This is a genomic window from Polaromonas sp. CF318 (assembly GCF_000282655.1).
Taxonomy (GTDB): Bacteria; Pseudomonadota; Gammaproteobacteria; order Burkholderiales; family Burkholderiaceae_C; genus Polaromonas.
This window is the reverse complement of the sequence record NZ_AKIV01000043.1, coordinates 23129-34479: the sequence shown is the minus strand read 5'-3', so window position 1 is coordinate 34479 and position 11351 is coordinate 23129. Positions and strand designations below refer to the sequence as shown.

At 63.3% G+C, this 11351-nt stretch carries 13 protein-coding genes and 1 tRNA gene; 9 read left to right on the top strand and 5 right to left on the bottom strand.

Features of this window, described 5'->3' with window-relative positions:
• Positions 1-27 precede the first annotated feature (27 nt).
• From PMI15_RS06370 to PMI15_RS06355, 4 genes are all read left to right on the top strand, one after another.
• Complete coding sequence (locus tag PMI15_RS06370; protein WP_007865345.1) at positions 28-453, top strand: NfeD family protein; 426 nt, start codon at positions 28-30, stop codon at positions 451-453.
• Between the two features lie 10 nt (positions 454-463).
• Positions 464-1381: an SPFH domain-containing protein gene (locus PMI15_RS06365; RefSeq protein WP_007865341.1), complete on the top strand. Its 918-nt coding sequence runs from the start codon at positions 464-466 to the stop codon at positions 1379-1381.
• A gap of 25 nt (positions 1382-1406) precedes the next feature.
• A complete protein-coding gene (locus PMI15_RS06360; RefSeq protein ID WP_007865338.1) occupies positions 1407-1781 on the top strand; it encodes a DUF2237 family protein in 375 nt (124 codons plus the stop codon).
• Between the two features lie 64 nt (positions 1782-1845).
• A tRNA-Ser gene (locus PMI15_RS06355) sits at positions 1846-1935 on the top strand.
• A gap of 81 nt (positions 1936-2016) precedes the next feature.
• Here PMI15_RS06355 and PMI15_RS06350 read toward each other — a convergent pair.
• The 5 genes from PMI15_RS06350 to PMI15_RS06330 all read right to left on the bottom strand — a co-directional run bounded on the left by PMI15_RS06350 (position 2017) and on the right by PMI15_RS06330 (position 6353).
• Positions 2017-2406: a hypothetical protein gene (locus PMI15_RS06350; protein WP_007865337.1), complete on the bottom strand. Its 390-nt coding sequence runs from the start codon at positions 2404-2406 to the stop codon at positions 2017-2019.
• 252 nt (positions 2407-2658) lie between these two features.
• Entirely contained in the window at positions 2659-3789 is a 1131-nt protein-coding gene (locus tag PMI15_RS06345) for a branched-chain amino acid ABC transporter substrate-binding protein (protein ID WP_007865335.1), read from the bottom strand.
• A 235-nt stretch (positions 3790-4024) separates the two neighbouring features.
• Positions 4025-4378, bottom strand: coding sequence for a hypothetical protein (locus tag PMI15_RS06340; RefSeq protein ID WP_007865333.1), 354 nt, complete (start codon positions 4376-4378; stop codon positions 4025-4027).
• Positions 4375-4812, bottom strand: a complete 438-nt coding sequence (locus PMI15_RS06335) for a DNA polymerase III subunit chi (RefSeq protein WP_007865332.1) — start codon at positions 4810-4812, stop codon at positions 4375-4377. The genes PMI15_RS06340 and PMI15_RS06335 overlap by 4 nt, the downstream gene beginning before the upstream one ends.
• On the bottom strand, positions 4809-6353 hold the full coding sequence (locus tag PMI15_RS06330) for a leucyl aminopeptidase (protein ID WP_007865329.1): 1545 nt from the start codon (positions 6351-6353) through the stop codon (positions 4809-4811). The genes PMI15_RS06335 and PMI15_RS06330 overlap by 4 nt, the downstream gene beginning before the upstream one ends.
• A gap of 66 nt (positions 6354-6419) precedes the next feature.
• Here PMI15_RS06330 and lptF point away from each other — a divergent pair, with 66 nt between their 5' ends.
• The 5 genes from lptF to PMI15_RS06305 all read left to right on the top strand — a co-directional run bounded on the left by lptF (position 6420) and on the right by PMI15_RS06305 (position 11316).
• Positions 6420-7547 (top strand): LPS export ABC transporter permease LptF, encoded by a 1128-nt coding sequence (gene lptF, locus PMI15_RS06325; protein ID WP_007865325.1) that lies wholly within the window; start codon positions 6420-6422, stop codon positions 7545-7547.
• Positions 7544-8683 carry an LPS export ABC transporter permease LptG gene (gene lptG / locus PMI15_RS06320; RefSeq protein WP_007865323.1) on the top strand — a complete coding sequence of 380 codons (1140 nt, stop codon included), beginning with the start codon at positions 7544-7546 and terminating at the stop codon, positions 8681-8683. The genes lptF and lptG overlap by 4 nt, the downstream gene beginning before the upstream one ends.
• Before the next feature lie 12 nt (positions 8684-8695).
• On the top strand, positions 8696-9079 hold the full coding sequence (locus tag PMI15_RS06315; RefSeq protein WP_007865320.1) for a sirohydrochlorin chelatase: 384 nt from the start codon (positions 8696-8698) through the stop codon (positions 9077-9079).
• 90 nt (positions 9080-9169) lie between these two features.
• A complete protein-coding gene (locus PMI15_RS06310; protein ID WP_007865317.1) occupies positions 9170-10114 on the top strand; it encodes a CysB family HTH-type transcriptional regulator in 945 nt (314 codons plus the stop codon).
• Positions 10115-10140: 26 nt separating this feature from the next.
• The gene (locus PMI15_RS06305; RefSeq protein ID WP_007865314.1) at positions 10141-11316 is read left to right on the top strand and encodes a pyridoxal phosphate-dependent aminotransferase; all 1176 of its coding nucleotides are present in this window, start codon (positions 10141-10143) and stop codon (positions 11314-11316) included.
• The last annotated feature ends 35 nt before the right edge of the window (positions 11317-11351 follow it).

Below are 11351 nucleotides of genomic sequence, written 5' to 3'. Positions count from 1 at the left end.
AGCGGATGACCGACAAAAGGAGGAAGCATGAGTGAATCGACGATCTGGTGGCTGCTGGCCGGCGTGGCGGTCGCGGTGGAGCTGGCGACGGGAACGTTTTACCTGCTGATGGTGGCCATAGGGCTGGCGGCTGCGGCCATTGCCGCCCACCTGGGCGCCTCAACGTCCGTGCAGCTCGTTACCGCGGCCGTGGTGGGCTCGGCCACCGTCGGCATTGCCCATTTTGTCCGGAGCCGGGGGCCCGAAGCCCTGCCGCCCGGAACCAATCCGGACGTCAACATGGATGTCGGCGAAACCGTGCAGGTCGACGACTGGCAAGCCGACGGCACGGCGCTGGTGCGCTACCGCGGCGCGCAGTGGGCGGTCGTGCAGGCGGGCGGCGCAGCGCCATCCGCGGGCCTGCACCGTATCCGGGAAGTCATTGGCAGCAAACTGGTCGTAGAAAAAATCTGAGGGAATCACCATGTCGTCTTATGTAGCACTTATCGTTTTTATCGTCGCGATGATCTTTGTCATCCGCGCCATCAAGGTCGTACCGCAGCAGAACGCCTGGGTCAAGGAACGCCTGGGAAAATATGCGGGAACCCTGACTCCCGGCCTGAACTGGCTGATTCCCTTTGTCGACCGCGTCGCCTACAAGCACAGCCTCAAGGAAATCCCGCTGGACGTGCCCAGCCAGGTTTGCATCACGCGCGACAACACCCAGCTGCAGGTGGACGGCATCCTGTACTTCCAGGTGACCGACCCGATGCGCGCCAGCTACGGCTCGTCCAACTACATCGTGGCCGTCACGCAGCTGGCCCAGACCTCGCTGCGCTCCGTCATCGGCAAGCTGGAGCTCGACAAAACCTTTGAAGAGCGCGACATCATCAATGCGCAGGTCGTGGCCGCCATCGACGAAGCGGCGCTGAACTGGGGCGTGAAAGTCCTGCGCTATGAAATCAAGGACTTGACGCCGCCCAAGGAAATCCTGCACGCCATGCAGTCGCAGATCACCGCCGAACGTGAAAAGCGCGCGCTGATCGCGGCATCGGAAGGCCGCCGCCAGGAACAGATCAACATCGCCACCGGTGAACGCGAGGCCTTCATCGCCCGCTCCGAAGGCGAAAAACTGGCCGCCATCAACAACGCCCAGGGCGAAGCGGCGGCCATCATGGCCGTTGCCGATGCCAATGCGAAAGCCATCGAAATGGTGGCGGCCGCCATCCGCCAGCCCGGCGGCGAGCAAGCCGTGCAGCTCAAGGTCGCCCAGCAGGCGGTGGACGCCTATTCCAAGGTGGCCAAGGACGCCACCACCACCCTGATCGTGCCCAGCAACATGACCGAAGTCGGCGCCCTGATCGGTTCGGCCATGAAAATGGTGCAGGCCAACAAGGCGTGACACGGGCCTGCCGGGAACACACGCCATGACCGCAAAAAATGTCCTGGGCACGGACCTTGTGCCCTGCTCCTACGACCCGCTCACCGGCTATTTCCGGGACGGCTGCTGCAACACGGACGCCTCGGACCTCGGCTCCCACCTGGTCTGCGTGCGGGTGACCACCGAATTCCTGGCATTTTCCGCCTTGCGCGGCAATGACCTGAGCACACCGCGGCCGGCTCACCGTTTTGCCGGGCTCAAGCCGGGCGATCGCTGGTGCCTGTGCGCCAATCGTTGGCGGGAGGCGCTGGAGGCCGGCCTGGCGCCGCCCGTCGTGCTGGAATCCACCCACAGCAAAGCACTGGAATTCGTCACCATGGCCCAGCTGGAAAAACATCGTTTCCAGGGCGCCGTGCATTAGCACGCGCATTTGTGGCGCGTTTTCAGCCGGCAGGCCGAGGCACTGCTATAATCAAAGGCTTCGCGGAAGGGTGGATGAGTGGTTTAAGTCACACGCCTGGAAAGCGTGCGTAGGGTTAAACCTACCGCGGGTTCGAATCCCGCCTCTTCCGCCAATGAGTCAGTAAAAACGGGGCCTCGCGCCCCGTTTTTCATTTGGCTTCGCCGAATACCGGCTCAACTGCAAAGCCCTGGGTCTATTCCGGTTTTGGCTCCGCGCCGCTTTCGGCCACCTGCTTGAGCTTTTCCATTTCCGATTGCATGTGCTGCAGGAACGCGGCAAAACCCTCACGGCCAAGACGCTGGATCGCCTCGTCGACCTCCTGCTGGCTGGTGGGGCGCGGATAAGCCACCCCATCGATTTCGCACACGGAGGCGGCGGGATACACAAAACCCATCATGTAAGGCAGGTTGGCTGCCGCCTCGGTGCCGAACATCCGGGTGAGCTGGCTCTCGTAAAGGATGTCGATGGGCTTGATTTTCAGTTTACGTCCCAGGATGTCGGTGAGTACCACGACCTCGTCGGCCGCGGCGCTCATGACGCCGGGTGCAGCCTGACTTTCCAGGCGTGTTTGCGGTTTAGCCATTTTTATGTCTCCAGGAAGAAGGTTGACCCAATGAGTGCGTTTCAGGCGGGTCATCGCCGGCTTTTTCCTGCCGGAAGTTCAACAACCTGCCTGGGAACATTCTGGGCGGGCAAACGCAACGAGTTGGAGGACATTGTCTTTTGGCGAACAATGTTTCCATGATTTCCTGCTCCGCCTGCAGCAGCAAGGCGCACGGGAAAACGGGCAAAAAAAAGCCACCTTGCGGTGGCTTTTTTGGTTCGCGGTGAACGATCAGTTCAGAGCGGACTTCTTGCCGTCCTTGTAGACGTACAGGGTGATGGCGGGGTTCTTCAGTTCGCCATTGGGTTCAAAAGAGATCGTGGTGGTCACGCCCTTGAAGTTGGTCTTGATCAGTTCAGGGGTGTAAACCTTTGGATCCCAGGAACCGGCGCGCTTCATGGCGTCAACCAGGACAAAAGTCGCGTCATAGGTGTACGGGCTGTAAACCTGGAACTGGTTGGGGTACTTGGCGTCGTAACGCTTTTTCCAGGCTTCGCCGCCGGGCATTTTTGCCAGGGAAGCGCCGCCTTCAGCGCAAACCACGTTGCCGATGGTCTTGGCGCCGGCTGCCAGCTTGGCCAGTTCGGCCGTGCAGATGCCGTCACCGCCGAAGTACTTGACGTTGCTCATGCCGAGCTGTTCCATCTGGCGCAGCATGGGGCCGCCTTGTGGGTCCATGCCGCCGAAGAAGATGGCGTCAGGAGCCTTGGCCTTGACCGCGGTCAGGATGGCCATGAAGTCGGTGGCTTTGTCGGTCGTGAACTGTTCGTCAACGACGGTCATGCCTTTGGCCAGGGCCGTCTTCTTGAACACTTCAGCAACGCCTTGGCCGTAAGCGGTACGGTCGTCGATGATGGCGACCTTCTTGAGCTTCAGTGCGTCGGCGGCATAGAAAGCCAGGCCAGCGCCCAGGGCGTTGTCGTTGGCGATGATGCGGTAGGTGGTTTTGTAGCCTGGCTTGGTCAGGTTGGGGTTGGTTGCAGCGCCCGTGACGTGGGGAATGCCGCAGTCGTTGTAGACCTTGGAAGCGGGAATCGTCGTACCGGAATTCAGGTGACCGACTACGCCAGCGACTTTGGAGTCGCACAGTTTTTGTGCGGCTGCCGTGCCCTGTTTTGGATCAGCAGCATCATCTTCAGCAACAATTTCAAACTTGACCTTCTTGCCGCCGATGACCACGTTTTGCGCGTTCAGGTCTTCGATGGCCATGCGCACGCCGTTCTCATTGTCTTTGCCGTAATGGGCCTGCGAGCCGGACAGCGGCGCCACGTGACCGATTTTGACGACTGCGTCTTGGGCAGAAGAAAAACCTGCCACCGCAGCGAGGGCGGCCACTACTGTCAGTTTTAATTTCATTTGCATAAAAAACACTCCGATTAGGAAATTACCGTTAAAGGTTGAGAACGAATTTTTTTACTCAACGGGGCCGAACATAACGCAATTTCCGGGCCCGCACCATAGCAACGTCCCTAGGTTAATTTCTGATAAGGGGGTTTACCCGGGGAGCAGCCCGGCTTATGTGAGAGGGTGTTTCAGCAGCGCCCGCGATAGCGCCGCGAGTGCAAAATACGCGGGCACAAACAGTCACCTGGGCGACCTATCCGCCGGCCGGAGGCGGCGTGGTTTCATTCGCGAAAGCCTGGCTCACGGACTGGCGAACGACGTCCTCGATTTCCTCGCGAAGGCGCGGCGCCAGGCTTTGCGTTTGTTCAAGAATGAGCTGGCCCACCACCTCGCGCAGACGCCGGTCCAGCATCAGGTCCACACGCTGCAGCACGCGCTGCACCATCTGTTCCTGCAGGTCCGGTGAAGCCGCCAGCGCAGCCGGCTGCGCTGGCGAGGCGGGTGCCGCGATGGCCGGTCCCGAAGCCGGCAGGGGCGCGGCGACGGGCCGCACGACTTCCGTCAGTGTCGGCACAAAGCGCGGCGGCGCGGGCGGCGGACGGTTCATGCGCCCTCCCCGGCCGTGGCCAGGTCATGCCGCTTCATCGCATAGCCCCTGTCGGTGTAATGCTTCCAGCGGCTGCGCGCGGCGAGGCGGTCTTCATCCTCACGCGCCACCACTTCGATAAATCGTTCAAAGCGCTCGAACTCGGGCGGAATGCCCTGCCCCAGATTGACCAGCACGCCGTAATGCGGGCAGTCCTGCAGCGATTCGGCCAGCACCACGGGCGAGGCCGCCAAGGTGCTTTGCGCCGAACCGGCCCGGCAGTGCGGCACAAACTCGGCCGGCGAAAAACTCCACATCAACTGGTCCAGCTCAGCCAACACCACCGGCTCGCCCGTCACCACCACACTCGCGCCGCTGAGGTAAGCCTTTCGTAGCAACCGGCAGCTGTAGGCCAGCTTGTCGGGCACGTTGAAGTGAAAAGCGATTTCGGTCATGCCCGTGTTCTGGCGGCGGCCTTGGGTTTGCCCGATGCCTTGGGTTTGCCCGATGCCTTGGGTTTGGCGGGTGCCTTGGGCTTGGCCGCAGCCGCCTGGCCGAGCAGGTAGTCAAGCAGCAGCGGCACGGGCCGGCCGGTGGCCCCCTTGGCGGCGCCGCCTTTCCAGGCGGTGCCGGCGATGTCCAGGTGCGCCCAGGGGAAGCTGGCCGCAAAGCGCTGGAGGAACTTGGCGGCCGTAATCGCGCCGCCGGCCCTGCCGGCCACATTGGCGACGTCGGCAAAGTTGGTCTTCAGGCCTTCGGCGTAGTCCTCGTCCAGCGGCATCCGCCAGCACAGGTCCATGGACGATTCGCCGGCTTGCGCCAGCGCCTCGGCCAGGGCATCGTCGGTGGAGAACATCCCGCTGCGCACACCGCCCAGCGCGATCACGCAGGCGCCGGTCAGCGTGGCGATGTCGACCACCGCCCTGGGTTTGAAGCGCTCGGCGTAGGTCAAGGCATCGCAAAGCACCAGGCGGCCCTCGGCGTCGGTATTCAGAATCTCTATGGTCTGGCCGCTCATGCTGGTGACCACGTCGCCCGGCTTGATGGCGCGGCCGCCCGGCATGTTTTCACAGGCCGGGATCAGGCCCACCACATTGAGCGCGGGCTGCAGTTCGGCCAGGGCCCGGAAGGTGCCCAGCACGCTCGCGGCGCCGCACATGTCGAACTTCATCTCGTCCATCTCGGCGGCGGGCTTGATGGAAATGCCGCCCGTGTCAAAAGTGATGCCTTTGCCGACCAGCACCACGGGCGCCGCAGACCTGGCCGCGCCGTCGTAGCGCAGCACGATGAAGCGCAGCGGCTCGGCCGTGCCCTGGGCCACGGCCATGAAGGAGCCCATGCCCAGTTTGGCGACCTCTTTGGGACCCAGCACCTCGACCTTGATGTTGCGCAGCTTGCCCAGCTCCCTGGCGGCGCCGGCCAGCAGGGTCGGCGTGGCGTGGTTGGACGGCCGGTTGGCCCATTCCTTGGCGAATTCCAGGCCTTTGACCAGCGCCACGCCCTTGTCCAGGCCGGCCTTGGCCGCCTTGGCGTTCGCGGCGTCGCCCACGGCCAGCAGCACGCGCTGCAGCTTCGAAGGGCTGGCCTTGGATTTGGTCGTGGTGTACACGTAAGCCACTTCGCTACAGGCCGTCACGGCGGCGCGAACGGCCTCGGCCTGCAGCCCGTCCAGCAGGTCCAGGCACAGCACCAGGCGCTGCGTGTTGCCGTTCTTCACGGCACCCAGGGCCGCGCCCACGGCCGTGCGGATATTTTTGGGGCTGGCATCACCCACCCCCGCCAGCACCAGGCGCGTGGCGGCGATGCCGGGTGCCCGGTAGGCGGCCAGCAGCTTGCCCGGCTTGGCCTCGAAGTCGCCGGACTTGATGGCCAGCGCCGTGAGCGCCGAAAGCGGGTCGCTGCCGACGCCCCCGCCCTGGGGGACCAGCACAAGCAGTGCGTCGGTTTTTTCACTGCAAATGCGGGCGCGGGTCAGTGTTTTGAGTTCAAAGTCCATAATTCAGGGTCTGGTGGTTAAACCAAAGTAAAACAAAAAATAAAACAAACGCAGATATTTCAGTCAATGTTATTCCAATCTTCGATTCGCAAAGAGCTGGCGCGCAGTTTCGGGGCCACGCTGGTGGTGTTGGTCACCATCGTGATGACCATTGTGCTGATCCGCACGCTGGGCCAGGCCTCGCGCGGTTTCATCAATCCGCAGGACGTGATGCTCTTCATGGCCTACTCCGCGCTGGGCCGCCTGCCGACCATCCTCACGCTGTCGCTCTTCATCGCCATGGTCAGCACCCTCTCGCGCATGTACCGCGACAGCGAGATGGTGGTGTGGTTCACCAGCGGCCAGGGGCTGGCCGGTTTTCTGCGGCCGCTTTTCCGTTTTTCCTGGCCGGTGCTGCTGGTGATCACGCTGATGGCGCTGTTTGTCTGGCCCTGGACCAACCAGCAGACCAAGGACATGCAAAGCCGCTACGAGCAACGCGGCGACATCGACCGCATCGCCCCCGGCCAGTTCCAGGAGTCCTCCAGCGGCAACCGGGTGTTCTTCATAGACCGCGAACTGGCGGGCGCGCGGGCCAGCAACAATGTGTTCATCGCCGCCACCGAAAAAGGCAAAAGCTCCATCACCACCGCGCGTTCCGGCCGCATCGAGGTGCTGAACGACGCCCAGTTCCTCATGCTCGAGAACGGGCAACGCCTGGAAAACGTGATCGGCCAGCCGGCGCTCAAGATCAGCGACTTCGAGGAATACGGCACCAAGACCGGCGACTCGAATCCACTCGCTGAAAACGCACCCGAAGCCAAGCTGCTGTCCACCCGCTCGCTCATCAAGGCGCCCACGCGCGGCAACCTCAGCGAACTGGCCTGGCGCATCGGGCTGGCGCTGGCAGCCATCAACTTCGTCGTGCTGGCCGTGGCCCTGGCCAGCGTGAACCCGCGCGGCGGGCGCAGCGGCAACATGATTTTTGTGCTGCTGACCTTCGTGGTCTACAACAACCTCGTCAACCTCGGGCAAAGCTGGATTTTTGTGGGCCTCATCAGCTTCAGCAACTTCCTGCTGGCCCTGCACGGCGGCGTGCTGCTGCTGGGCCTGGCCTGGCTGTCCAAGCGGCAGTTCAACTGGGTGCTCAGGCCCGCCCGGCGCATCCGGCGCCAGCCGATGGCCGTGCGCAACTCCGAAAGCCAGCAAGCATGAAAACCATACGCCGCCTGATTTACGGGGAAGTGCTGGCGGCCATCGCCCTGGTGGCCCTGGGCTTTCTGGCCCTGTTCTTCTTTTTCGACCTGGTCGATGAACTGCAGTACCTCGGCAAAAGCAACGGCATCAACGCCGGCGAGATCTACCAGATCCGCCATGCGCTGCTGTATGTGGGCCTGCTGGTGCCCAACCACCTTTACGAGCTGCTGCCCATTTCGGTGCTGATAGGCACGATTTTTGTCATGGCGCGGCTGGCCCAAAGTTCGGAATACACCATTTTGCGAACCAGCGGCCTGGGCCCCTGGCGCGCGCTCAAGCTGCTGCTGGTCCTGGGCGCGCTGTTTGTGGTGTTCAGCTTCGTGGTGGGCGACTACGTGGCGCCCGCCAGCGAGCGAGCCGCGCAACTGCTCAAGGCGCGCTACCAGAGCAAGATCACCATAGGCCAGACCGGCGCCTGGCTCAAGGAAAAGCAGGCCTACAACACCTACGTGGTCAATGTGAAAGCCCTCACCCCCGACAACGAAATGCAGGGCGTGCAGGTGTTTGAGTTCAATAACAAGGGGCTGATCGTCTCCACCACCCAGGCGCCGCTGGCGACCTTTGCCGCCGGCGATGCCTGGCAGCTGCAGCAGGCCACGCGCGCGGAATTCGAGGTCAGCGGCGCACCCAGCGCCGCCAGGCCGCAGGAGAGCGCCAAGGTCAACCGGGTGGTGCTGGAGACCTTCCGCTGGCCCACTGAAATCAGCGCCGAAATGGTCTCGGTGGCGCTGCTCAAGCCCGAGCGCATGGGCACCATAGACCTCTTCAACTACGTGCGCCACCTGGACGCCAACGGCCAGACGGCCCAGCGCTATGAAATCGAGTTCTGGAAAAAGGTGTTCTACCCGCTCAGCTGCCTGGTGATGGTGATCCTGGCCCTGCCCTTTGCCTACCTGCACTTTCGCTCCGGCGGCATCGCGGGTTATGTGTTTGCCGGGGTCATGATAGGTATCAGCTTCTTCCTGCTCAACAACGTGTTCGGCTACATCGGCAACCTGCGCAACTGGATGCCCTGGCTGGCGGCCGCCACGCCCGGCCTGCTCTACATGGCTGTCTCGCTGGGCGCTTTCGGCTGGCTGGTGCTGCGGCGCTAGGCACAGACACGAATGGCGATGGCGACCACGGCAGCACAGCCCCGCGGCATCATCCTGCTGGCCCACGGCTCGCGCGACCCGCTGTGGCGCGCGCCCATAGAGGCTGTGGCCGCGCAGGTGCGCGTCAGCGCGCCCGGCACGTCCGTGCTCTGCGCCTACCTGGAGCTTTGCCCACCCACCCTGCCTGAGGCCGCGGCGGAACTCGCCGCCGGCGGCGCACGCGCCATCAGGGTGTTTCCGCTGTTCTTCGGCGTGGGCAAACATGCCCGGGAGGACTTGCCGAGGCTGGTCGCGCAAGTCCAGGCCAGCCATCCCGGCATCGCCGTGGAACTGCTGCCCACCGCCGGCGAATACCCCGAACTCACAGCCCTGATGGCCAGCATCGCGCTGGGCTAAGGCTTGGCCGGCGCGGCGGCAAACAGGCTGCCAGCCGTCTCTATAGCGGTATACGGGCATAATAAAGTCAATAATTAGCCTGAATTCGATATGAACCTTCACCAATTCCGATTTGTCCAGGAGGCCGTACGGCGCAACCTGAACCTCACCGAGACCGCCAAGGCCCTGCATACCTCGCAGCCCGGCGTTTCCAAGGCCATCATCGAACTCGAGGAAGAACTGGGCGTGGAAATCTTCGCGCGGCACGGCAAGCGCCTCAAGCGCGTCACTGAGCCCGGCGAGCATGTGCTCAAAAGCATAGAGCTCATCATGCGCGAGGTCGGCAACCTGCGCCGCATCGGCGAGCAGTTCTCGGCCCAGGACAGCGGCACGCTGTCCATCGCCACCACGCACACCCAGGCCCGCTATGTGCTGCCGCAGCCGGTGGCCAAACTGCGCGAGGCCTTTCCCAAAGTCAACGTCAGCCTGCACCAGGGCTCGCCCGACCAGGTGGCGCGCATGGTGCTCGACGAGGTCGCCGAAATCGGCATCGCCACCGAGTCACTGACGCAGTACGACGACCTCGTCACCCTGCCCTGCTACGAATGGCAGCACATGCTGGTGATCCCCGTGGACCATCCGCTGGCGAAAAAAGAAAACATTTCGCTGGAAGACCTGGCCGAAGAACCGCTGATCACCTACCACCCGTCCTTCACCGGCCGCACCAAGATAGACCTGGCTTTTGCCGCCAAGCGCCTGCAGCCGCGCATCGCGCTGGAGGCCATCGACTCCGACGTCATCAAGACCTATGTGCGCCTGGGCCTGGGCGTGGGCATCGTGGCCGAAATGGCGATCAAGGAAGACGGCACCAACAGCGACCTGATCGCCATCCCGGCCGGCCCGCTGTTCGGCATCAACGTGGCCCGCGTGGCGTTCAAGCGCAGCGCCTACCTGCGCAACTTTGTCTACAAATTCGCCGAATTGCTCAGCGACAAGCTGGACCGCGCCCTGATCACCAAGGCAATGGCCGGCCGCGTCAACGATTACGAGATTTGATCCACCCTCGAAGCGCCCCCGCAGCTATGACCACCACCCTCGAACGCACCCCCACGCTACAAACCAAATTGCCCGCCGTAGGCACCACGATATTCACGGTCATGTCCACCTTGGCCGCCGAAAAAGGCGCCGTCAACCTGGGCCAGGGTTTCCCTGACTTTGAATGCGACCCGCAGCTGGTCAATGCCGTCACCGACGCCATGACTAAAGGCCTGAACCAGTACCCGCCCATGACGGGCGTGCCGGTGCTGCGCGAGGCCATCTCGGCCAAGGTGGCCAGGCTCTACGGCCATCGTTACGACGCCAATAGCGAGATCACCATCACCGCCGGCGCGACGCAGGCCATCATCACCATCATCCTGGCGGTGGTCCATCCCGGCGATGAGGTCATCGTGCTGGAGCCCTGCTACGACAGTTACGTGCCCAATATCGAGCTGGCCGGCGGCAAGGTCGTGCGAGTGCCGCTGACACCCGGCACCTTCCGCCCCGACTTCGGCAAGATCGCCGCGGCCATCACGCCGCGCACGCGCGCCATCATCGTCAACTCGCCGCACAACCCCAGCGCCACGGTCTGGAGCGAAGCCGACATGCTCGCGCTGCAGGAGCTGCTGGCGCCCACCGAGGTGCTGCTGATCAGCGACGAGGTCTACGAGCACATGGTGTTCGACGCGGCCCAGGGCCGCATCCACCAGAGCGCGGCGCGCTTCCCGGGCCTGGCCGCGCGCGCCTTTATCGTGAGCAGCTTCGGCAAGACCTATCACGTCACCGGCTGGAAGGTCGGCTACGTGGCCGCGCCCGCCGCGCTGACGGCCGAATTCCGCAAGGTGCACCAGTTCAATGTCTTCACGGTCAACACGCCGGTCCAGCATGGCCTGGCCGCCTACATGGCCGACGAGCAGCCCTACCTGGGCCTGCCGGCCTTCTACCAGCGCAAGCGCGACCTGTTCCGTGAGGGCCTGGCCAAAACCCGCTTCAAGCTGCTGCCCAGCGAAGGCAGTTACTTCCAGTGCGTGGACATCTCCGAGGTCAGCGACCTCGATGAAGCCGAATTCTGCAAGTGGCTGACCACCGAGATCGGCGTCGCGGCCATTCCGCTGTCGGCTTTTTACGGCAACGGCTTCGACCAGCGTGTGGTGCGCTTTTGCTTCGCCAAAAAGGACGAAACCCTGAACACTGCGCTGCAGCGACTCGCCAGGCTGTAGGCCAAGGCTGTCAGCATTGACCGACGGTTGGACAG

What these genes read in the sequence shown, in the direction of transcription:
- PMI15_RS06370 (WP_007865345.1), top strand. Translation starts at nt 28, where the DNA reads ATGAGTGAATCGACGATCTGGTGGCTGCTGGCCGGCGTGGCGGTCGCG.
- PMI15_RS06340 (WP_007865333.1), bottom strand. Translation starts at nt 4,378, where the DNA reads ATGAACCGTCCGCCGCCCGCGCCGCCGCGCTTTGTGCCGACACTGACG.
- PMI15_RS06330 (WP_007865329.1), bottom strand. Translation starts at nt 6,353, where the DNA reads ATGGACTTTGAACTCAAAACACTGACCCGCGCCCGCATTTGCAGTGAA.
- PMI15_RS06315 (WP_007865320.1), top strand. Translation starts at nt 8,696, where the DNA reads ATGGCGATGGCGACCACGGCAGCACAGCCCCGCGGCATCATCCTGCTG.
- PMI15_RS06360 (WP_007865338.1), top strand. Translation starts at nt 1,407, where the DNA reads ATGACCGCAAAAAATGTCCTGGGCACGGACCTTGTGCCCTGCTCCTAC.
- lptF (WP_007865325.1), top strand. Translation starts at nt 6,420, where the DNA reads ATGTTATTCCAATCTTCGATTCGCAAAGAGCTGGCGCGCAGTTTCGGG.
- PMI15_RS06310 (WP_007865317.1), top strand. Translation starts at nt 9,170, where the DNA reads ATGAACCTTCACCAATTCCGATTTGTCCAGGAGGCCGTACGGCGCAAC.
- PMI15_RS06305 (WP_007865314.1), top strand. Translation starts at nt 10,141, where the DNA reads ATGACCACCACCCTCGAACGCACCCCCACGCTACAAACCAAATTGCCC.
- PMI15_RS06335 (WP_007865332.1), bottom strand. Translation starts at nt 4,812, where the DNA reads ATGACCGAAATCGCTTTTCACTTCAACGTGCCCGACAAGCTGGCCTAC.
- PMI15_RS06345 (WP_007865335.1), bottom strand. Translation starts at nt 3,789, where the DNA reads ATGCAAATGAAATTAAAACTGACAGTAGTGGCCGCCCTCGCTGCGGTG.
- lptG (WP_007865323.1), top strand. Translation starts at nt 7,544, where the DNA reads ATGAAAACCATACGCCGCCTGATTTACGGGGAAGTGCTGGCGGCCATC.
- PMI15_RS06365 (WP_007865341.1), top strand. Translation starts at nt 464, where the DNA reads ATGTCGTCTTATGTAGCACTTATCGTTTTTATCGTCGCGATGATCTTT.
- PMI15_RS06350 (WP_007865337.1), bottom strand. Translation starts at nt 2,406, where the DNA reads ATGGCTAAACCGCAAACACGCCTGGAAAGTCAGGCTGCACCCGGCGTC.